The organism is Serratia surfactantfaciens, assembly GCF_001642805.2.
GTDB lineage: Bacteria > Pseudomonadota > Gammaproteobacteria > Enterobacterales > Enterobacteriaceae > Serratia > Serratia surfactantfaciens.
Genome location: NZ_CP016948.1, coordinates 3,102,039 through 3,123,475 on the forward strand (window position 1 = coordinate 3,102,039; position 21,437 = coordinate 3,123,475).

The 21,437-nt window shown below is 58.8% G+C and carries 20 protein-coding genes; 9 read left to right on the top strand and 11 right to left on the bottom strand.

The window, feature by feature from the left end; translation table 11 throughout:
• Positions 1 to 84 precede the first annotated feature (84 nt).
• Positions 85 to 1,026, bottom strand: a complete 942-nt coding sequence (locus ATE40_RS14600) for a LysR family transcriptional regulator (protein ID WP_019453871.1) — start codon at positions 1,024 to 1,026, stop codon at positions 85 to 87.
• Positions 1,027 to 1,430: 404 nt separating this feature from the next.
• Between ATE40_RS14600 and cbp21 the strand changes: the two genes are divergently transcribed.
• On the top strand, positions 1,431 to 2,024 hold the full coding sequence (cbp21, locus tag ATE40_RS14605; protein ID WP_063919841.1) for a chitin-binding protein/chitosanase CBP21: 594 nt from the start codon (positions 1,431 to 1,433) through the stop codon (positions 2,022 to 2,024).
• 67 nt (positions 2,025 to 2,091) lie between these two features.
• Here the strand turns inward: cbp21 and ATE40_RS14610 are convergent, their stop codons facing one another.
• The 6 genes from ATE40_RS14610 to ATE40_RS14635 all read right to left on the bottom strand — a co-directional run bounded on the left by ATE40_RS14610 (position 2,092) and on the right by ATE40_RS14635 (position 8,094).
• Positions 2,092 to 3,054: a sugar-binding transcriptional regulator gene (locus tag ATE40_RS14610; RefSeq protein WP_063919842.1), complete on the bottom strand. Its 963-nt coding sequence runs from the start codon at positions 3,052 to 3,054 to the stop codon at positions 2,092 to 2,094.
• 95 nt (positions 3,055 to 3,149) lie between these two features.
• Positions 3,150 to 3,806: a dihydroxyacetone kinase subunit DhaL gene (gene dhaL / locus ATE40_RS14615; RefSeq protein WP_063919843.1), complete on the bottom strand. Its 657-nt coding sequence runs from the start codon at positions 3,804 to 3,806 to the stop codon at positions 3,150 to 3,152.
• A 3-nt stretch (positions 3,807 to 3,809) separates the two neighbouring features.
• A complete protein-coding gene (locus ATE40_RS14620; RefSeq protein WP_063919844.1) occupies positions 3,810 to 4,811 on the bottom strand; it encodes a dihydroxyacetone kinase subunit DhaK in 1,002 nt (333 codons plus the stop codon).
• A gap of 29 nt (positions 4,812 to 4,840) precedes the next feature.
• Positions 4,841 to 5,611, bottom strand: a complete 771-nt coding sequence (locus ATE40_RS14625; protein ID WP_063919845.1) for an SDR family oxidoreductase — start codon at positions 5,609 to 5,611, stop codon at positions 4,841 to 4,843.
• A 35-nt stretch (positions 5,612 to 5,646) separates the two neighbouring features.
• Positions 5,647 to 6,915 carry an MFS transporter gene (locus tag ATE40_RS14630; RefSeq protein WP_063919846.1) on the bottom strand — a complete coding sequence of 423 codons (1,269 nt, stop codon included), beginning with the start codon at positions 6,913 to 6,915 and terminating at the stop codon, positions 5,647 to 5,649.
• Positions 6,916 to 6,981: 66 nt separating this feature from the next.
• On the bottom strand, positions 6,982 to 8,094 hold the full coding sequence (locus ATE40_RS14635) for an MDR/zinc-dependent alcohol dehydrogenase-like family protein (protein ID WP_063919847.1): 1,113 nt from the start codon (positions 8,092 to 8,094) through the stop codon (positions 6,982 to 6,984).
• A gap of 318 nt (positions 8,095 to 8,412) precedes the next feature.
• Between ATE40_RS14635 and rpiB the strand changes: the two genes are divergently transcribed.
• The 3 genes from rpiB (at position 8,413) to tkt (ending at position 12,028) form a co-directional block, all read left to right on the top strand.
• Positions 8,413 to 8,871: a ribose 5-phosphate isomerase B gene (gene rpiB / locus ATE40_RS14640; protein WP_063919848.1), complete on the top strand. Its 459-nt coding sequence runs from the start codon at positions 8,413 to 8,415 to the stop codon at positions 8,869 to 8,871.
• Between the two features lie 193 nt (positions 8,872 to 9,064).
• Positions 9,065 to 10,015 carry a transaldolase gene (gene tal, locus ATE40_RS14645; RefSeq protein WP_019453873.1) on the top strand — a complete coding sequence of 317 codons (951 nt, stop codon included), beginning with the start codon at positions 9,065 to 9,067 and terminating at the stop codon, positions 10,013 to 10,015.
• A gap of 18 nt (positions 10,016 to 10,033) precedes the next feature.
• Complete coding sequence (gene tkt, locus ATE40_RS14650; RefSeq protein WP_063919849.1) at positions 10,034 to 12,028, top strand: transketolase; 1,995 nt, start codon at positions 10,034 to 10,036, stop codon at positions 12,026 to 12,028.
• A gap of 51 nt (positions 12,029 to 12,079) precedes the next feature.
• Here tkt and nudK read toward each other — a convergent pair whose 3' ends face one another.
• Positions 12,080 to 12,655 carry a GDP-mannose pyrophosphatase NudK gene (gene nudK, locus ATE40_RS14655; protein WP_019453874.1) on the bottom strand — a complete coding sequence of 192 codons (576 nt, stop codon included), beginning with the start codon at positions 12,653 to 12,655 and terminating at the stop codon, positions 12,080 to 12,082.
• Positions 12,656 to 13,043: 388 nt separating this feature from the next.
• Here nudK and narQ point away from each other — a divergent pair, with 388 nt between their 5' ends.
• Positions 13,044 to 14,720 carry a nitrate/nitrite two-component system sensor histidine kinase NarQ gene (narQ, locus tag ATE40_RS14660; protein ID WP_019453876.1) on the top strand — a complete coding sequence of 559 codons (1,677 nt, stop codon included), beginning with the start codon at positions 13,044 to 13,046 and terminating at the stop codon, positions 14,718 to 14,720.
• Positions 14,721 to 14,881: 161 nt separating this feature from the next.
• Complete coding sequence (locus tag ATE40_RS14665) at positions 14,882 to 15,514, top strand: response regulator (RefSeq protein WP_063919850.1); 633 nt, start codon at positions 14,882 to 14,884, stop codon at positions 15,512 to 15,514.
• A gap of 30 nt (positions 15,515 to 15,544) precedes the next feature.
• On the opposite strand, the gene ATE40_RS14670 is transcribed toward ATE40_RS14665, so the two are convergent.
• Positions 15,545 to 15,823 carry a winged helix-turn-helix domain-containing protein gene (locus tag ATE40_RS14670; RefSeq protein WP_004941750.1) on the bottom strand — a complete coding sequence of 93 codons (279 nt, stop codon included), beginning with the start codon at positions 15,821 to 15,823 and terminating at the stop codon, positions 15,545 to 15,547.
• Between the two features lie 291 nt (positions 15,824 to 16,114).
• Here ATE40_RS14670 and acrD point away from each other — a divergent pair, with 291 nt between their 5' ends.
• Positions 16,115 to 19,252, top strand: a complete 3,138-nt coding sequence (gene acrD / locus ATE40_RS14675) for a multidrug efflux RND transporter permease AcrD (RefSeq protein WP_019453878.1) — start codon at positions 16,115 to 16,117, stop codon at positions 19,250 to 19,252.
• Between the two features lie 125 nt (positions 19,253 to 19,377).
• Here the strand turns inward: acrD and ypfM are convergent, their stop codons facing one another.
• Positions 19,378 to 19,437, bottom strand: a complete 60-nt coding sequence (gene ypfM, locus ATE40_RS25025) for a protein YpfM (protein WP_100396732.1) — start codon at positions 19,435 to 19,437, stop codon at positions 19,378 to 19,380.
• Positions 19,438 to 19,653: 216 nt separating this feature from the next.
• Between ypfM and ATE40_RS14680 the strand changes: the two genes are divergently transcribed.
• Both ATE40_RS14680 and ATE40_RS14685 read left to right on the top strand, forming a co-directional pair.
• Entirely contained in the window at positions 19,654 to 20,133 is a 480-nt protein-coding gene (locus tag ATE40_RS14680; protein ID WP_019453879.1) for a tetratricopeptide repeat protein, read from the top strand.
• A 9-nt stretch (positions 20,134 to 20,142) separates the two neighbouring features.
• Complete coding sequence (locus ATE40_RS14685; protein WP_063919851.1) at positions 20,143 to 20,574, top strand: GNAT family N-acetyltransferase; 432 nt, start codon at positions 20,143 to 20,145, stop codon at positions 20,572 to 20,574.
• A 7-nt stretch (positions 20,575 to 20,581) separates the two neighbouring features.
• Here the strand turns inward: ATE40_RS14685 and ATE40_RS14690 are convergent, their stop codons facing one another.
• Complete coding sequence (locus tag ATE40_RS14690) at positions 20,582 to 21,007, bottom strand: GNAT family N-acetyltransferase (protein ID WP_063919852.1); 426 nt, start codon at positions 21,005 to 21,007, stop codon at positions 20,582 to 20,584.
• Between the last annotated feature and the right edge of the window lie 430 nt (positions 21,008 to 21,437).

Genomic DNA, 21,437 nt, shown 5'->3' on the forward strand with positions numbered 1-21,437 from the left:
CCATAAAAAAACCCCGTAGCCGAATGCTGCGGGGTTTTCATTGAGTTAACCGTTTGATTTTCGCGTCCCTTCGTCTCTATTCCTTCAGTTATGGCACCATGGATAACCGCCATCCCGCACCACTTCGCGGCCCATCAGGCTGTAGACATCGCTTTTGCGCGTCAGCCGCTCATGCCACCAGTTAAACCCGGCGCCCTTGCTGGCCGGATGCCACGCCAGCCAAATCATTTCGTCGCCCTTTTGCATCTCCACCGGCACCGTCACCAGTTCACCGCTGGCCAATTCCTTTTCGATCAGCGCAGGCGGCAAAAAAGCGTGGCCGATGCCGCGCTTGAGCAGCGCCAGGTTGCTTTCCACATCGCATACCACCAGTTGACGCTGCAGAGGCAGCGTGCCGTGATTGCGTTTGGGCAGCTCATGGCTGCTGTCGGCGATCACTACCACGATGTCGTTCAGCCGCTGCTTCTTGCATACCGGCTTTCTCTGCGCCGCGAACGGGTGGGAAGGCGATACACACATCACGAAATTGAGCTTGCCGAGCATCAGGGTTTTGGCCTGCACGCTGTCGGGGATTTGGCCGATGGCGATGATCAGATCCGCCCGGTTGTTCTTCAGCGCATCCCAGGTGCCGTTCAACGCTTCCCGCTGCACCGAGATATTGGCGTTCGGGCAATGTTGAATATAGTCGCGGATATCCTGCGTCAGCGTTTCCAGCGGGAAGAAGGTGTCTACCGCCAGGCGGATATTATTGTCCAGCTTGGGGATGTTGCGCACCCGGCTTTCCAGATCCTGCACCGCATTTAAAATCCAACTGCCTTCCTGCAGGAGAAACTCCCCTTCATCCGTCAGGGTAATCATAGGGCCATTGCGATGAAAAAGTTTCACACAGAGTTTGCTTTCAATATTGGAAACCCGATAAGAGATCGCCGAAGGCGTTTTATGCAACGCCTCCGCCGCCATAGAGAAAGAGCCGGTGCTCTTGATGGTGCTGATTATTTTAATCGCGTCCAGGGATAATCTAGTCATACAAATTCCTCTTTAAAATAAAATAAGAAAAATGACACTAAATTCCCGAGGTGGTGGCGCACAAAAATCGATCAAGTCGAACAAGGGTACTCAAGGCAACAAGCAATATACTTCATAAATGAGAGCGCTATCTTAAATACTATTCATCACTACATGATATAAATTTCATCATAGCGCCGTGTTTTTACACTGTGACAGTTAAATAAATTCAGCCTAACGATCAAAGATCGTCATCATGATAATTTTCGTTAATAGCCGTTAAAACATTCCGCTCTATCGCACAACCAGAATGATAAAAATAAAACAAGCCGACAAGAAGGGTTATTTCCAATTGCGTTATTAGTCTCTCATTTTGTCGGTGAAATACGCTCAACTTACAACATAATTTCAGTCAGGAGTGACTTATGAACAAAACTTCCCGTACCCTGCTCTCTCTGGGCCTGCTGAGCGCGGCCATGTTCGGCGTTTCGCAACAGGCGAATGCCCACGGTTATGTCGAGTCGCCGGCCAGCCGCGCCTATCAGTGCAAACTGCAGCTCAACACGCAGTGCGGCAGCGTGCAATATGAACCGCAGAGCGTCGAAGGCCTGAAAGGCTTCCCGCAGGCCGGCCCGGTTGACGGTCACATCGCCAGCGCCAACAAGTCCACTTTCTTCGAGTTGGATCAGCAAACGTCGACGCGCTGGAACAAGCTCAACCTGAAAACCGGCCCGAACTCCTTTACCTGGAAGCTGACCGCACGTCACAGCACCACCAGCTGGCGCTATTTCATCACCAAACCGAACTGGGACGCTTCTCAGCCACTGACCCGCGCTTCCTTTGACCTGACGCCGTTCTGCCAGTTCAACGATGGCGGCGCCATCCCGGCCGCTCAGGTCACCCACCAGTGCAACATACCGGCAGATCGCAGCGGTTCGCACGTGATCCTTGCCGTGTGGGACATAGCCGACACCGCCAACGCCTTCTATCAGGCGATCGACGTCAACCTGAGCAACTAATCCGTCAAAAGGGGGACATCTCTGGAGGGTTCAGCCTGGCGCTGAACCCTTTTTTTTGCAGGTGCCGCTATTGCGACATGTTGAGGATAGTGCGCACATTGAGCGCGCTGGTGGCGATAATATCGATGGCGCCGGTGCGCAATGCCCCCAGAATCGCCAGCGCCTTGGTATTCTCGGAAGCAATGGCGATCACACAAGGAATTTTGCGCAGTTCATCAATGCTCAGCCCGATCACTCGGTCATTCATCACCGTGTCGACGTGCTGCCCCTGAGCGTTGAAAAAGTCATAGCCGGCGATATCGCCGATCACGCCCTGATTAAGGCTGGCGTCGATAATCTCATGCGGCGTGAACCAGCCCAACTTCACCATGTAGCTGTTTTCATTCATATCGCCAATGCCAACCAGCGCCACATCGGCTTTACGGGCGCGATCCAGCGTTTCCTTAATCGTGCCGTTCTGCATGAAAGCCTCTTTCAACGCGCGATTTTCGACGTAGGCCGGCGCATAGAGCGTCTCGCTGCTGCCGCCGAACTTCTTCGCCAAACGCCGGCTGATGTGGTCGGCGTTGATCGCATCGCCCGGACGGTGCGTGCCGCCGATGCCGCAGATAAACTTGCAGTTGCGTTCCGTCACGCTGCCGACGTGATCGGCGATCGCCGCCACGTTGCGTCCCTGCCCGACCGCCAACACCATTTCGTCTTTCAACGACATTGCCAGATAGTTGGACACCAGCGCCGCCACCTGTCGCCGCTGCTCCTCTTCGTCCTGATGGTCGAGCGCAATCAGCGCGCGGCTGATGGGAAAACGCTCCAGCATTTGTTGCTCCAGCCGGGTACTGAATACCGGGTGATAACGCACGTTGATCTCGACGATGCCCTCTTCCTTGGCGCGTTTGAGCAAGCGACCGACTTTGATCCGCGAGATGCCGAACTTCTTGGCGATCTCTTCCTGCGTGATCTCATCCTGATAATAAGCCACGGCGATTTCAGTCAGCAGTTCGTTATCCTGGGACACAGTTTGTTTTTCCATCCGTTAGACGTTTCCCCACGGCAGGCCGGTTGATGATGGCGGAGGGACGATACGCCGCCCTCCGACAAGGCTGAATGCCCGCTAGTATAACGCGTTCAAGCGGCAACGGTATTCAGTCGTTGCTCCACCTCGTCCGCCAATCGGGTCAAGAGCAGACAACAAGAGACCGCACCGGCGTCCAGTACGCCGCGCGAACGCTCGCCCAGACGACTGGCGCGGCCGATTTTCGCCACCAGCTCGCGGGTGGAGTCCCGCCCGCGCTCTGCGGCGATTTTCATTTGTTCCAGCGCTGCGGCAAAGTCGTCACCGCGCCCCGCCGCTTGTTCAAATGCCGTTACCGCCGGTATCAGCGTATCCATCAGACACTTGTCGCCCACGCCCGCGCTGCTGATGTCCTGCAGTTCGCTCAATCCGCCGTGCAACATCGCCAGAAACGCCTGCTTATCCAGCACGCTGCGCTCACGAACGCTCTCCGCCATGCCCATGAACAGGCTACCGTACAACGGTCCCATCGAACCGCCGATGCCCTCCATCAGCGCATCCGAAACCGCATCGAACGCCTGCGCCAGCGTGAGCTCGCGGCCGCGAATGGCGTCGCCGCACATCGCGAATCCCTTCGACATATTAATGCCGTGATCACCGTCGCCGATGGCGCCGTCGATTTCGCTCAGGTATTCGCGGTTGCTGACAATGGTTTCTATCAGCCCCGCAACGATCTCACTGCCGTACCGGGTTGAAATTTGTTCCGTCATGATTCACTCCACCTGCGTTAAACCTAAGGATTGCGCCGGCATGTCCAGCAGCGTTTTCAGTTCGTCATCCAGCGTCATCAGCGTCAGCGTCACGCCCATCATTTCCAGCGACGTGAAGTAATTGCCGACGTAGCGCCGATGCACCCGCACGCCTTTCGCCGTCAACCGGCGCTCGATTTCGGCGTAATAGATATACAGCTCCATCACCGGCGTGGCGCCGAGCCCGGAGATCAGCAACGCCACCTCCTGGCCCTGTTCCAGCGGCATGTCGTTGAGCACGAAGTCGAGCATGGTGCCGGCCATCGCCGACGCCGACTGGATCGGCGATACCTCAATACCCGGTTCGCCGTGATGGCCGATGCCGATCTCCATCTTGCCGTCTTCGATATGAAAATTGGGTTTGCCGACCGCGGGAATGGTGCAGGAACTGAGGCCGACGCCGATCGAACGACACCGGTCGATGGCTTTTTGCGCCGCGCCGATCACGCCGTCCAGATCGTAGCCCTTGGCCGCCGCCGCCGCGCCGACCTTCCACATCAGAATTTCTCCGGCCACGCCGCGTCGCTTCTCGATTTCACTGGCCGGCGCCGAGGCGACATCATCATTGGCCACCACGGTTTTCACCCGTATGCCGGCCGCCGTGGCCTTCTTGATCGCCATCTTGACGTTCATGTTGTCGCCGGCGTAGTTGCCGTACAAACAAGCCACGCCGGCACCGCTGTCCGCCGCCTTGAAGGCGTCGAGAAACGCCCCTGCCGTAGGAGAAGAAAAAATTTCGCCAATCGCAACGGCGTCCAGCATGTTCTTGCCGACATAACCCAGGAACGCCGGCTCATGACCGGAACCGCCGCCGGTGACAATGCCCACTTTACCGGCGATCGGCGCCGCCGGGTATTTCAACACCCGCGCATTGTCGGTGGCGGCGTAATAGTTCGGATGGGCCAGCTGATAGCCCTGAATGGCGTCTTCCACTACGTGATCGGGATCGTTAATGATTCTGTTCATCGCGGCCTCTCTGTCGCCTGAATAAGGAATTATTGAATGGTGTATCCGCCGTCGACCACCAGGTTGGCGCCGGTGATCATCGCTGCCGCGTCACCGGCCAAAAACAGAGCGCTGGCGGCGATATCTTGCGGCTCGGCGAAGCGCCGCAGCGGAATTTTCTGCTTCATCTGCTCCGCTACCTCGCCAGACCAGGCTTTGCGCCCCAGCTCCGTCAAAACCACGGTGGGTGAAATGGCGTTGACCCGCACGTTGTACGACCCCCACTCCAACGCCAGCACCTGGGTCAAGCCGATAACGCCCGCTTTGCTGGCGCAATAGGCCAGGTGATTAGGCAAAGCCACTACGCCGGCCTGCGAGGCGAGATTGATGATGCTGCCGCCGCGCTGGCGAATGAAACGGCGCCCCACCGCCTGGCAGGTGAGAAACACGCCTTTCAGATTGACCGCCAGGGTTGCATCCCACGCCGTTTCCGGCAGCTCCTCGGCCGGATGCAGCGCGACGATACCGGCGCTGTTGACCAGCACGTCCAGCCGCCCGAAATGCGCTTCGGCCTGCGCCACCGCCCGGTCCACCGAGGCCGAATCGGTCACGTCAGCCACAACGCCCAACGCCGCCTCGGCGTGCAGTTGCCGCGCCACTTCCACCACCTGCGGTGCACGGTCAAGCAGCACCACGCGTGCGCCGTTTTGCAGATAGCGTTCGGCGATCGCGAGACCGATACCCGCAGCGCCGCCGGTAATCAACGCCACCTTGCCCTGCAGCGAGAGTTCGCGTGGCGGCATAGTTTGATGATTAATCATAAATTTCCCCTTAAAACTGTGAACTTCACCATCGGTCAGGATATTTTCGCCAAACTCGCGCCGCGTTCTTCCGCCGCCGTCGCGTTTTCCTTCGGCAGCGTGACGAATTTCATCAGCACGCCGCTGAACAGGTACAAGCCGGTAAAGATCCAGATCACGCCAACGGTGCCCAGGCTGCCGATAAACAGCCCCACCACCGCCGGGCCGACAAAGGTGCTCAAGCCGGCGCCCAGATTGAGAATCGACATCGCCGCGCCCTTATTGTCCGGCGCCAGCGACGGCATGATGGCCGACAATGGCACGAACGCCGCCAGGCAGGCGCCGAACAAACCGGCGGCGCAAACGGTCAGCAGGTAGTTGGCGCCGAAGAATTGCGGCACGTAGTAGAACATCAGCGTGGTCAGGGCGCAGCCGACGCAGCCGAACCACATCACCACATTGCGCCAGCCGAGACCGTCGCTGATCACGCCGAAAATCAGGTTGAAAATGATGTTGACCGTCCACAGCGCGGCGTACATCTGCAGCCAATGCGTACGGGTGAAGCCCATATCCATCATGTACATCGGCATGAATACGACGAAGCCGTAAGCCGCAGAGGTATTAATGGTGCGCACGATGCCGCCCAGGCCGATCTTCGGGTTTTCGAACGCGATGGTGATGCCTTTCAGAACGTAAGCCAGCGAGGCTTTTTCCCGATTGCCGCGCTCCGCGGTGCCTTCGCTGCGATTGAGCATCAGCGCAATCACCGCGCCCAGCACGACGAAGATAAGCGCGCTCCACAGCGTGTGGATTTCGCCGAGATAAGGCAGCATGATGCTGGAATACAGCACCCCCAACACGCTGAGCCCGCCGCTGTAGACGAACCAGAAAATCCCCACCGCCGACCCCAGCCTTTCCGGCGGCGCCTCATACGCCACCCACACCAGAAAACCGTAAGCGAACAGCGGATAACCCAAACCTCGCAGCGCATAGGTCGGCACCATGATCGACAGGTTGTTGCTCGGCAACCCGAACGTCAGAAAACACACCGAACCGAACAAAAACAGCAGCAAACCCGCCAGCATGACTCGCCGGGCGGTGAAGATCTCCGCCAATACCCCGGAAAACCAGGCGGCGATTGCGGCGGCGAAGCCATAAACGCTGAACAACAACGCCGATTCTTGAATGCTAAGCCCCTTGCCGATCAAATAAGGCGACAGCCATCCTTGCTCCAGCCCTTCGCCCATCATGAACACCAGCACGCCGGCATAGCCCAGCAGCAATTTCGGTGACAGACCAATGCGATGAATCAGTCCATGCAACATAGAACACCCCAGCACATGTGATTATGGAGGCGCGGGCTCACCCGCACCCGAGGAACGACGCAGGCTTCAGAGGTTTGGATTGAGCACCACTTTGATTGAACCCACGCCGCGCTTCATCAGTTCGAAGCCCTCGGCGAACTGTTCCAGCGGCAACGTATGCGTCACCACGCCTTCGGTCGGCAGATCGCCATTGGCGATGCCTTCGATCACCAGCGGGTAGCAGTAAGGGCCGAGGTGCGAACCGAGCACGTCCAGCTCCTTGCGGTCGCTGATGATGCTCCAGTCGACGGTCACCGGATCTTTGAAAACGGAAAATTCGACGAAGGTGCCGAGCTTGCGAATCAGCGTCAGGCCTTGTTCCACGGACTTTTGCGCGCCGGTCGCCTCGATATAGATGTCGCAACCGTAGCCGTCGGTCATCGCTTTAATGACCGCAGGCACGTCGTCACGGGTCGGATTCAGCGTCACATCCGCGCCGAAGCGCTTCGCCAGGGCCAGACGATCGTCGGACAGATCCAGCACCACCAGCTTCGAGGGCCCGGACTTTTTGATGGCCCCGATCATGCCCAACCCCAGGGTGCCGGCCCCGGCCAACACCACGACGTCCCCCAGCTTGATATTGGCGCGCTGCACCGCATGGAAGGAGCAAGCATAGGGTTCGATCAGAATGGCTTTTTCGATCGGCAGATCGGCCGGCACATGATAGTTGATCGCCTCTTTGGTGAACTTCATGTACTCAGCCATGCCGCCGTTGACATTTTTCTGGAAACCGTACAGGTCATGCTTTTCGCACATCCAATACTGGCCGCGGTTGCAGAAGCGGCATTGCCAGCAGGGGACAATTTGTTCTGATATCACCCGATCGCCGATCTTGAACCCCTCAACGCCATCGCCATATCCCACCACGTGGCCGATAAATTCATGACCTGGGATCATCGGCGCCTTAATATACGCCGGCTGTTTTTCATCGCCCCAGAAGCTGGGCGCCCCCTCGAACGCTTTAACATCGCCGGCGCAGATGCCGCAGGCCTCGATCTTCACCAGGATCTCTTTCGGGCCAACCTTCGGTACCGGCACCTGTTCCAGGCGGTAATCTTTAGGAGCGTACGCCACTACCGCCTTCATGATCTCGGGGATACCGTCCGCCATTTTCGCCTCTGTTATGCAGGTCTGACACATAGCACTCTCCTCTGGTAGGGTGATTTCTTTTGATCATTAACACAAACAAAGAACAAATGAACACTAACGCCAAGCGTTCAATTTGCCCACAGCGAACTTGTTAAAGTGTGATATCGCTCAAAAACCCACCTACCCAAGGATGAGTAACGCTTTAAAACCCTTAATCAGTGACACAAATCACCTTTTTAGTGGAACAAAGAAGAGCAATACGAAAAAACAAAAGATCATCAATTGAACATTTGATAAAACAGAGATACGGTAATGAACGTGGCGCCACCGAGGATCGCCGCCCTTTTCGTTATCAACCAGGAGACCGCTATGCTGCCTATCGCCATCGGCGCCGATGATGCCGCCATTGAACTCAAGGATCTGATCGTCGCCCACCTGCAACAACGGGATATCCCCGTCATTGACTACACGACGGATCGCGCCGCAGAAGCCGGGATCTATCCCGATATCGCCTATCGCGTCGCGCAGGCGATACGGGAGGAAAAACATCGGCGGGGGATCCTGCTGTGCGGCACCGGCATCGGCATGAGTATCGTGGCCAATAAAGTGCCCGGCATTCGCGCGGCGCAATGTCACGATACTTACTCCGCCCAACGGGCGCGCAAAAGCAATGATGCGCAAATCATCACGCTGGGCGCGCGGGTCATCGGCGCAGAGCTGGCGAAAACCATCGTCGATGCCTGGCTGGAATCGGAATTTGAAGGGGGCGGTTCAGCGCCGAAGGTCGAACGAATCGGCTACTACGAAAACGTGGTCGGGCGGCGTTAAACCGCTTTCAGCCTCGATGGCGGTCGCGCGCAAGCCGCGCTCCGCCTGGGTTTACTCGGCATCCATTGTTATTATCCATCGCAACAATCAGAAAAAGCGCATTTTCATTCCCGACCCGATGATGCAGTGTGTTCCCCCTATGATGAAAAAGGTTCTCATTTCCCTACGTTGAGCTTGGTCAAGGAGCTTATCAATGAATCAATTAGACGCACTCAAGCAGCTGACCACGGTGGTCGCCGACAGCGGCGATATCGAATCCATCCGCCAGTTCGAACCCCAGGACGCCACCACCAACCCTTCGCTGATCCTGAAAGCCGCCGCGCTGCCGCAGTACAAAGCGCTGATCACCGAAGCGCTGGAATATGCCCGCCGCCAGGGTGGCAGCAAGGAAACCCAGCTGATCAACGCCAGCGATAAGCTGGCGGTCAACATCGGCGTCGAGATCCTCAAAAGCGTGCCGGGCCGCATCTCTACCGAAGTGGACGCCCGTCTGTCGTTCGATCGCGGCATGTGTGTCGCCAAAGCGCGTAAGCTGATCGCCATGTATCAAGAGCAAGGCATCGACAAGTCGCGCATTCTGATCAAGCTGGCCTCCACCTGGGAAGGCATCAAAGCCGCCGAAGAGCTGGAAAAAGAAGGCATCAACACCAACCTGACGCTGCTGTTCTCTTTCGCTCAGGCCCGCGCCTGCGCCGAAGCCGGCGTGTATCTGATCTCGCCGTTCGTCGGCCGCATCTATGACTGGTATCAGGCTAAACAGCCTGCCGCCGACTACGATGCCGATCAGGATCCGGGCGTGAAGTCGGTGCGTACCATCTATGAATACTACAAGCGTCATCGTTACCAGACGGTGATCATGGGCGCCAGCTTCCGCAAGGTTGAGCAAATTCTGGCGCTGGCCGGCTGCGATCGTCTGACCATCGCGCCGAACCTGCTGGAACAGCTGAAAAACAGCGACCGGCCGGTTGAGCGCAAGCTGACCCCGTCTACCGAAGGCTTCCACCAACCGGCTCCGCTGGCCGAAGCGGAGTTCCGCTGGCTGCACAACCAGGACGCCATGGCGGTGGAGAAACTCGCCGAAGGCATTCGCCTGTTCGCCGTCGACCAGCAGAAGCTGGAAGACATGTTGGCCGCTCAACTGTAACCGTACTGGAGTTTCGTTATGTCTTCTCGTAAAGAGCTTGCCAACGCCATCCGCGTACTCAGCATGGACGCCGTACAAAAAGCAAATTCCGGCCACCCGGGTGCCCCTATGGGCATGGCGGACATCGCCGAAGTCCTGTGGCGTGACTACCTCAACCACAACCCGACTAACCCGCACTGGGCTGACCGCGACCGTTTCGTGCTCTCCAACGGCCACGGCTCCATGTTGATTTACAGCCTCCTGCACCTCACCGGCTACGACCTGCCGATGCGCGAGCTGGAGAACTTCCGTCAGCTGCATTCCAAAACCCCGGGCCACCCGGAGTACGGCTACACCCCGGGCGTTGAGACCACCACCGGCCCGCTGGGCCAGGGCATCGCCAACGCCGTCGGCTTCGCCATCGCCGAACGCACCCTGGCGGCGCAGTTCAACCGCCCTGGCCACGACATCGTCGACCACCACACCTACGCCTTCATGGGCGACGGCTGCATGATGGAAGGTATCTCGCACGAAGTCTGCTCCCTGGCCGGCACCCTCAAGCTCGGCAAGCTGACCGCTTTCTACGATGACAACGGCATCTCCATCGACGGCCACGTCGACGGCTGGTTCACCGACGACACCGCCCTGCGTTTCGAAGCCTACGGCTGGCACGTGGTGCGCAACGTCGACGGCCACAACCCGGACGCCATCAAGGCGGCGATTGAAGAAGCCCGCAAGGTGACCGACAAGCCGTCGCTGCTGATGTGCAAGACCGTTATCGGCTTCGGTTCGCCGAACAAGGCCGGTACCCATGACGTGCACGGCGCCGCGCTGGGCGCAGCCGAAGTGGCCGCCACCCGCGAAGCGCTGGGCTGGAAATACGCCGCCTTTGAAATCCCGCAGGACATCTACGCCCAGTGGGACGCCAAGGAAGCCGGTCAGGCCAAGGAAGCGGCCTGGAACGACAAGTTCGCCGCCTACGCCAAGGCCTTCCCGGAGCAGGCTGCCGAGTTCAAGCGCCGCATGAACGGCGAGCTGCCGGCCGACTGGAAAGCCGACGCCAAAGCGTTCGTGGAAAAACTGCAGGCCAACCCGGCCAACATCGCCAGCCGCAAGGCGTCGCAGAACGCGCTGGAAGCGTTCGGCAAGGTGCTGCCGGAGTTCCTGGGCGGCTCCGCCGACCTGGCGCCGAGCAACCTGACCATGTGGTCCGGCTCGAAAGCGCTGAACGTTGACCCGGCGGGCAACTACATTCATTACGGCGTGCGCGAGTTCGGCATGACCGCCATCACCAACGGCATCGCGCTGCACGGCGGCTTCCTGCCGTACTCGGCGACCTTCCTGATGTTCGTGGAATACGCCCGCAACGCGGTGCGCATGGCGGCGCTGATGAAGCTGCGCAACGTGTTCGTCTACACCCACGACTCCATCGGTCTGGGCGAAGACGGCCCGACCCACCAGCCGGTGGAGCAGCTGGCGAGCCTGCGCGTGACCCCGAACATGAGCACCTGGCGCCCGTGCGACCAGGTGGAGTCGGCGGTGGCGTGGCAGTACGGCATCGAGCGCAACGACGGCCCGACCACCCTGGTGTTCTCGCGCCAGAACCTGACCCAGCAGCCGCGCACCGCAGAGCAGCTGGCGAACGTGTACCGCGGCGGCTACGTGCTGAAAGACTGCGCGGGCACGCCGGACGTCATCCTGATCGCCACCGGCTCCGAAGTGGGCATCACGGTGGAAGCGGCGGACAAGCTGACCGCGGCGGGCCGCAAGGTGCGCGTGGTGTCGATGCCGTCGACCGATGCGTTCGACAAGCAGGATGCGGCGTACCGCGAGTCGGTGCTGCCGGCGGCGGTAACGGCGCGCGTGGCGGTGGAAGCGGGTATCGCGGACTACTGGTACAAGTACGTGGGGCTGAACGGCGCCATCGTGGGCATGACCACCTTCGGTGAGTCGGCGCCGGCGGAGCAGCTGTTCGCCGAGTTTGGCTTCACCGTGGACAACGTGGTGGCCAAGGCGCAGGCGCTGCTGAAGTAAGCCGCCTGGCGTCAGCCGATAAAAAAGCCGGTCATCATGACCGGCTTTTTTTTATTCCATCACCCGATGAATCTGCAAATACTGCAGCAGCATGATGGTCTTGCCGTCTTTAATCCGGCCATCGGCGATCATCGCCACCGCTTCGCTGAACGGCAACTCGATCACCTCAATATCTTCATCTTCAATGCCGCCGCCGGCCGCACGACGCTCATCGTCATGGTATTCGGCGATAAAGAAGTGCACGATCTCGGTCACGCCGCCCGGCGACATGTAGGCTTCGAAGATTTTCTTGACCTCGCCCACCTGGAAACCGGTCTCCTCTACCGCTTCGCGGCGCGCGCACTGCTCCGGCGAATCGGCGTCCAGCAGGCCGGCGCAGGCCTCGAGCAGCATGCCGCTCTCGTTGCCGTTGACATAGGTCGGCATGCGGAACTGGTTGGTCAGCACCACCGTGCCCTTGGCGCGGTTGTACAGCAAAATGGTGGCGCCGTTGCCGCGATCGTAGACCTCGCGCATCTGCTGTACCGAACCGCCGTTTTTGCGTTTCAGATCGAACGTATACTTGTGCAGCACATACCAGTTGTCCGACAGCAGCTCTTTCTTCACATTCTCAATTTTCGACGACATGACCCTTTTCCCTTGGTTGCAACCTGAAAATCATACCGCGATTACGCCACGCAGCGGCAGGCTATTTGCAACAAAAATCGTACCGCGTCCCGCCAGCCAAGTCGGGACTTAATATCGCTTAAAATAATGAAAAATAAGTCGAGCCCAGACGCATTACATTGCATAAAACCCAGTGCGATTCGCCCCCCAAAGACAAATCGCCAGAGGAAATCGACCCGCCGCCGAAAAACAGCGGGCATTTTGCTATTCATTTGATTGTGCAACGACAATTGTTCCCGTTTTGTTGACAACTTGATACAAATCGCGGTGCATTTTAGTTGCAAAAGTTATAGTTTTGCTTTCGAATGAAACTGGCGAAGCGCCTCACCTGAGAGAGAAGGATCCTTGATTGCTTGTTAAACGTACCGTGACCGGCAGCCTGGCCAGGGCGTTGTTCGGCATCGTGATACTGTCGGTGCTCGCCACCGGGTTGGCGTTGACCGCCGTCGCCGGCAGCCAGAGCGACGCAGAAGCGATCAATATCGCCGGTTCGCTGCGCATGCAAAGCTATCGATTGGCCTACGATCTCGACCGGCAGAGCGCCGAGCTGGAGCTGCATCTGCAGCAGTACCGGCAGTCTTTGCAGGCGCCAGCGCTGCACAAGCTGACGCGCTTCTACGTGCCCGCCGAGGTGCGCGATCATTATCTGGGGCTGCAGCAAGCGTGGCAAACGATGGAGCGGCAAATCCGCGACGGACAAGCGGCCGCCTACCGGGCGGAGGTCGCCGGCCACGTCAACCGCGTCGATCATTTCGTTTCCGCCCTGCAGCGCTATTCCGAGTTGAAACTGAGCCTGGTGGCCGTCGTCAGCATACTGGGCTACGCCGCCATCATCGGGCTGGTGTTGTTCTGCATCCGCTTTATGCGCCGCCAGGTGGTTGCGCCGCTGCAGCATCTGGTCGACGCCAGCCAGCGCGTGCAGCAACGCGATTTCAGCCACCCGCCGCTGGACGTGGCGTTGCCGAACGAACTCGGCGTGCTGTCGCAAACCTTCAGCGCCATGTCGGACGAACTGGCCCGGCTTTATCAGTCGCTGGAGCTGAAAGTACAGGAAAAGACCCAGCGTCTGCAGCAGGCCAACGAAACGCTGGAGGTGCTGTATCGCTGTTCGCAAGCGCTGAGCGTGCGCCAGATCGATCAGCAGGCGTTCGAAAATGTGCTGCGCATCGTGCGCCACAGTGAACGGCTGCGCTGCATCCGGCTGAACGTCGTGGACGATCATGGCCAGTGGCAACTGAGCGAAGGAGAAGCGGCGCCGACGCAAGCCTGGGATGCGCTGCCGATCACCCAGGGCGAAAAACCGCTGGGCGAGCTGCGCTGGCAGCCCGAAGCGCACCCGCCACATCCTCAACTGATGCAAAGCCTGGCCAACATGCTGGGCCGCGGCGTCTACTTCAACCGGGCGCAGAAGCAGCACCAGTATTTGCTGTTGATGGAAGAGCGCGCGACCATCGCCCGCGAGCTGCACGATTCGCTGGCGCAGACGCTGTCATTCCTGCGCATCCAGCTGACGCTGCTCAGGCGCACCGCCGATCGGCCGGCGGAGCAGACGATCATCGACGATTTCGATCGCACGCTGGCCGATGCCTATCGCCAGCTGCGAGAATTGCTGGCCACCTTCCGCCTCAACATTCAGGAGGCGGATCTGAACGCCGCGCTGGAGCAGCTGTTGCAGCCATTAAAGGCTCTAACCACCGCACGGATTCAGTTACACTGTCGGCTGTCATCGCAGGCGCTCAACGCCCAGCAGCAGGTGCACGCGCTGCAGATCGTGCGCGAGGCGGTGCTCAACGCCGTCAAGCACGCCGGGGCGGACGAAATCGTGGTTTGTTGCGAGGTCAACGCCGCGGGCGACAACCTATTCAGCATTACCGACGACGGTTGCGGCATCGCCAGCCTGGAGGAGCCGGAAGGACATTATGGTTTGACCATCATGAGCGAACGTGCAGCGCGATTGGGAGGAACGCTGCGTATCCGGCGCAGAAGCAGCGGCGGCACGGCGGTCTGCCTGACCTTTCCGCCCTGACCTCGCGGCTGTTCACCTTGCGTTACGGTTGCCGCCAGCCGGAATGCCGCCCGATCAGGTTTTCGGCGCAGATTGCCGCTATTTTTGAAGAGACAGTCCCACTGTGAAGCACGCCGTAGGGCGCGTTTGAGTGGCTTTACTTGCTACAGGGAGCATATTTCATGGTGATGAAGCAATACCGAGTCATGATCGTTGACGATCATCCGTTGATGCGGCGCGGCATCAAACAACTGCTGGGACTGGATGCGCGATTTGAGGTGGTGGCGGAGGCCGGCAACGGCAGCGAGGCGGTTGCGCTGGCGCTGCAGCACGCCCCGGACGTGATCTTGTTGGATCTGAACATGAAGGGCATGTCCGGATTGGATACGCTGCAGGCCCTGCGTGAGGAAGGCGTGGACGCACGCATCATCGTGCTGACGGTCTCCGACGCGCGCAGCGATCTGTATGCGCTGATCGATGCCGGCGCCGATGGCTACCTGCTGAAAGACAGCGAACCGGAGCAGCTGCTGGAACACATCAACGCCGCCGCCGAAGGGCAGAATGTGATCAGCGACGCCATGGCGGATTACCTGCTTGCACGCGGCGAGCAGCGCAATCCCTTTGCCGCCCTGACCGAACGCGAGCTGGACGTGTTGCAAGAAGTGGCGCGCGGCCTGTCCAACAAGCAGGTGGCAGCGCAGCTGCATATCTCTGAAGAAACGGTGAAAGTGCACATTCGCAACATACTGCGCAAGCTGGACGTGCGTTCCCGCGTGGCAGCGACGGTGATGTACCTGGAGCAGAAGAACCAATGATCGCCCGCCCCGGCCGTGCGCCGGGGCAGCTTACTCGATGGCGCTGAGCAGCGCCTGATGATGCTGGTGCACCCAGCTCTTGTTGAACGGCCCCCAGCTTTCCAACTGATAGAAACCGTCATTATTGCGCACACCCTGCTGCACGAACTGCAGTTCGACGCCCATGCCGGGCAGCGCCTTCAGCACATCCTGCAACGTGCGGCGCGGCCAACCGGTCAGCGCCATCAACCGCGGCACATTGGGCCGCTCACTGTGGCTGATCAGCCAGCACAAATAAAGCCGACGGGCAAATACCGGGTTAATTCCCATGCCAAGCTCCTGCTGTAAAGTGAGTCCGGTTTACTTTCCGGTTCCCTGCGACGAAGGGGCGCGCAAGGCCTTTGATAGTAATAAAAATGTCTTAATAGACGGCAATAACCGGCGCCAATGCGCCAACGCGGTTTCCCGCTACCGTTATTTACACTATCTCCTTTTTTTCTCCACGCTTTACTCGGCTATCCCGAGTAAAGTGCAATAGCGCCGGAATCCTTCCCTGCCGCTGAAATGTATAATTCTGATGCGTTTTAAAGATAGAACAAGTCATAACGAGGTTCGCGCTGCATGGCCAATTTTTTTATTGATCGCCCGATTTTCGCCTGGGTACTGGCAATTATTCTTTGCCTGACCGGGGCGTTGGCGATTTTTTCTCTGCCGGTGGAACAATACCCGAATTTAGCGCCGCCGAACGTGCGCATCAGCGCAACTTACCCAGGCGCTTCGGCGCAAACGCTGGAAAACACCGTCACGCAGATCATTGAACAGAATATGACCGGGCTCGACAACATGATGTACATGTCGTCGCAGAGCACCAATACCGGTCAGGCGACCGTCACGCTGACCTTCGAAGCCGGCACCGATCCCAACGAAGCGATGCAGCAGGTGCAAAACCAGCTGCAGGCGGCGATTAAACGCCTGCCGCAGGCGGTGCAGAATCAGGGGGTTACGGTCTCCAAATCCGGCGATACCACGCTGATGATGGTGGCGTTCGTCTCCACCGACAACAGCATGGACAAGCAGGACATCGCCGATTACATCGTCTCCAACCTGCAGGATCCGCTCAGCCGCATCAACGGCGTCGGCAGCATGGACGTGTACGGTTCGCAATACGCCATGCGCATCTGGCTCGATCCCAACAAGCTCAACAGCTACCAGCTCACCACCCAGGACGTCGTCAAAGCCATTCAGTCGCAGAACGCCCAGGTGGCGGTCGGCCAGCTGGGCGGCACGCCGTCGGTCGATAAACAGGCGCTGAACGCCACCATCAACGCCCAGTCGCAGCTCCAGACGCCGGAGCAGTTCCGCCAGATCACTCTGCGCGTCAACCAGGACGGGTCGCTGGTGACGCTGGGCAACGTCGCCACCGTCGAGCTGGGCGGCGAGAACTACAACTACCTGAGCCGCTACAACGGCATGCAGGCCGCAGGCATGAACATCAAGCTGGCCTCCGGCGCCAACGAACTGCAGACCGACCAACTGGTGAAGGACAAGATCGCCGAGCTGTCGCAATACTTCCCGCACGGGCTGGAGGCCAAAGTGGCCTATGAAACCACCCCGTTCGTCAAAGCCTCGATCAAGGACGTGGTGAAAACGCTGCTGGAAGCCATCCTGCTGGTGTTCCTGGTGATGTATCTGTTCCTGCAGAACTTCCGCGCCACGCTGATCCCCACCATCGCCGTGCCGGTGGTGCTGATGGGTACCTTCGCCATCCTTTCCGCCTGCGGCTTCAGCATCAACACCCTCACCATGTTCGCCATGGTGTTGGCGATCGGCCTGCTGGTGGACGACGCCATCGTGGTGGTGGAGAACGTCGAACGCGTGATGAGCGAGGAAGGCCTGCCGCCGCGTGAAGCCACGCGTAAATCCATGGGGCAGATCCAGAGCGCGCTGGTCGGCATCGCGCTGGTGCTGTCGGCGGTGTTCGTGCCGATGGCGTTCTTCGGCGGCACCACCGGCGCCATCTATCGCCAGTTCTCCATCACTATCGTTTCCGCCATGGTGCTGTCGGTGCTGGTGGCGATGATCCTGACGCCGGCCCTGTGCGCCACGCTGCTAAAACCGATCGCCAAGGGCCATCACCACGGCAAGCGCGGCTTCTTCGGCTGGTTCAACCGCATGTTCAACCGCAACGCCGAACGCTATGAGCGCGGCGTGGGGCGGATCCTGCACGCCAGCGGCCGCTATATGGTGATTTATCTGCTGCTGCTCGGCGGCATGGCGCTGCTGTTCATCAAGCTGCCGACCTCATTCCTGCCGCAGGAAGACCGCGGCATCTTCACCGTGCAGGTGCAGCTGCCGGCGGGATCGACCCTGCAGCAAACCTCCAAAGTGGTGGAAAAGGTCGAGCAGTATTTCCTCACCGAAGAGAAACAGGACGTGCTGTCAGTATTCGCCATCATCGGCTCCGGGCCCGGCGGCAACGGCCAAAACGTGGCGCGCCTGTTCGTGCGGCTGAAAGACTGGGATCTGCGCACCTCGGGCGCCAACAGCTCGTTCGACATCATCGACCGCGCCACGCTGGCATTCAACAAGATTAACGAAGCCCGGGTGATCGCCAGCAGCCCGCCGGCTATCACCGGCCTCGGCAACTCCTCCGGCTTCGATATGGAGTTGGAAGACCACGCCGGCCTCGGCCACGCCAAGCTGATGGCGGCGCGCGATCAGCTGCTGCAGCTGGCGGCGCAAAACCCGCTGCTGTCGCGCGTGCGCCACAACGGCCTGGACGACAGCCCGCAGCTGCAAATCGATATCGATCAGCGCAAGGCCCAGGCGCTGGGCGTATCGATCGACGACATCAACAACACCCTCTCCACCGCCTGGGGCTCGACCTACGTCAACGACTTCGTCGATCGCGGCCGGGTGAAAAAAGTCTATGTGCAGGCTGCGGCGCCGTTCCGCATGCTGCCGGATGACATCAACAAATGGTATGTGCGCAACAGCGCGGGCGGCATGGTGCCGTTCTCGGCCTTCGCCACCTCACACTGGGAGTACGGTTCGCCGCGGCTGGAGCGTTATAACGGCAGCTCGGCGCTGGAGATTGTCGGCGAGGCGGCCAACGGCGTCAGCACCGGCACCGCCATGGCGGAAATGGAGAAACTGGTCAGCCAACTGCCGACCGGCTTTGGTCTGGAATGGACAGCGATGTCCTATCAGGAACGGCTGTCCGGCTCGCAGGCGCCGGCGTTGTATGCCATCTCGCTGCTGGTGGTGTTCCTGTGCCTGGCGGCGCTGTACGAGAGCTGGTCGATACCGTTCTCGGTGATGCTGGTGGTGCCGCTGGGGGTGATCGGCGCAGTCGCCGCCACCTGGTTGCGAGGGCTGGAGAACGACGTCTATTTCCAGGTCGGCCTGTTGACCATCATTGGGCTGTCGGCGAAAAACGCCATTCTGATCGTCGAGTTCGCCAATGAGCTGAACCATAAAGGGCAGGATCTGATGTCGGCAACGCTCGACGCGTCACGCATGCGTCTGCGGCCGATCCTGATGACCTCACTGGCGTTCATCTTCGGCGTGCTGCCGATGGCCACCAGCAGCGGCGCCGGTTCCGGCAGCCAGCATGCGGTCGGCACCGGGGTGATGGGCGGCATGATCTCCGCCACCCTGCTGGCGATTTTCTTCGTGCCACTGTTCTTTGTGCTGGTGCGGCGCCGATTCCCGGGTAAAGCGCATCCGGCCACCACGACAACCGCCGCCGGCGAGTGATCGGCGGCGCATAAAAAAAGCAGCGTCGGGTTACCGATGCTGCTTTTTTCGAACGATAATCTCGTTCCCAAGGTGTTTCAGTGACTTTCCAATGACTCAACCTTGCCATCTGCTTCAACGCTGTGTCAGTTGCCCAACATCTCATCAATGAAGTCTTTCCAGTTTCCTAATTCACGATCAACCATAATACTTTACAACCTCAATTATTTGACGAAGCGGATTCTACGCCTGTTTTTTGACCATGTGAAGGGAAACGGGAACGATGCCGGGCCCGAAAACCGGGGTTAGCGCACATTTTCGTATTTATCTGATCAATGTGCAGTGCAGCTATTCCCTTGTGATATCAATTTCTCCACGATAGCGTGTAAAAGGTATAAAAATACGCCAATGGAGCCCAGTTCATGTCCACTTCTTTGTCTCTCTTAGAGTTAAAAACGCAGGGGCGCTATCAGGAAGCCACTGCGCTGGCATTACGGCAACTGGCGGAGGAGCCGGAAGCGGCAACGCTGCACTTTCAGTTGGCCTGCCTGTATGACGTGCAGGGCCTGGAGCAACAGGCCATCCCCCACTACCTCGCGGCGCTGGCTCGCGATTTGCCGTCCGCCCAGCGCCGTGAAGCCTGGCTGGGTCTCGGCAGCACTTACCGCGCTCTGGGTGAATATCCGGCTTCGCTGCGCGCTTTCGACGACGGCCTGAGCGAGTTCCCTCAGGCCAAAGAGCTGATGCTGTTTCGCGCCATGACCCGGTACAACCTGGGGGACGGTAAACAGGCCGTGGCCGATCTGTTGCTGCTGCTGGCGGAAACCTCGTCAGATGCCGACATCCGCAGTTATCAACGCGCCATTCGGCACTATGCCGCCGATCTCAGTCTTATTGGTTAGAGGAAAACGATGGAAATCATCACGGATATGAGCCGCCGCGCCGTCGACTGGCAACGGCTGTGTGAATTGCTGGAGGCTGCCGGGCTGGGCAAACGCGATCCTCATACGCTGCAACGCGTTTACCAGCACAGTCAGTTTTGCTATTGGGGATTTATCGGCGATGAGCTGATAGCCACTGCGCATGCCATCAGCGATCTGACATCGGTCGCCTATCTGGCCGACGTGGCGATCGATCCGCGCTTTCAGGGGCAGGGGTTGGGGCGCCGGTTGATGGATCGGGTGATGCAAGATCTGGCGCCGCTCGGCAAGATATTCATCTATTCGGTGCCGGAAAAACTGGCTTTCTATAAGAAGTACGGCTTTCACGATTTAACCACCGGCATGGTGTATGCGGACGGCACCTCCCTGCAGCGTCTGCAACAGGGGGGCTACGTGCGTTAAGCGCGCATCACAGCGTTTTGGTCATAAACACCCGGCTGGTACCCGGCGGCAGGCATGGCACCTCCCCCATTCGCCGCCAGCCATGCCGTTGATAAAAGCCCGGCGCCTGAAAACTGATGGTGTACAACACGGCGGAAAGGCAACCCCGACGGCGCCCTTCCTGCTCGAAACGGCGCAACAGTTCGCTGCCCACCCCCGCGCCGCGCAGCGCCTCCGGCAGATAAAAGAGCTCAAGAAACAGCAAGCCCAGCGAGGATCGTCCGGTAATCCCGCCCAGGACTTCACCGCTGTCGGGATCTTTTATCACCACCGCCAGCGGCTGGCGATCGCCGTAGCCGATATATTCATCGTTAAAACGGTCCAATCCGTCCGCAATACAGGACGTTATTTCCGATGTTACCCGATCGGAAATTTCGATATGGTATTCTTTCACGCCAACTCTCCGTATCAATCAACTGCGTTTGCGTTCCGATCGCAGCTTAAAACATCGCATTCTCTTTGTTTAGATTTATCTTCGCGTCAATTTTGGCGACATTACCTTATCTCCATAGCCAACGATTAAAATAAAGCCGCTATCGTCGGTAAAAACAAGAAACTTCTTAGTTATTAACCCATTAAGGCAGTGATTGCCACCCTTGACGATCGATAAAAACGATCGAATAAAAAATAATGATAGCCAATCCCTATGTTAATTCCTTTTAATCCTCGGGGTATTAATAGAGGATTTCTATTCTGTTGAGCGTTTCCCGAGCAGAGTATTGATTAAAAATAAAATTTACTCTTTATAAATCATGGTAGTATATGAGGCTTACCTTGCTTGCCGCGTCCGAGGAGGCGTCTCTGCCTGCGGCGCCAGATCAATT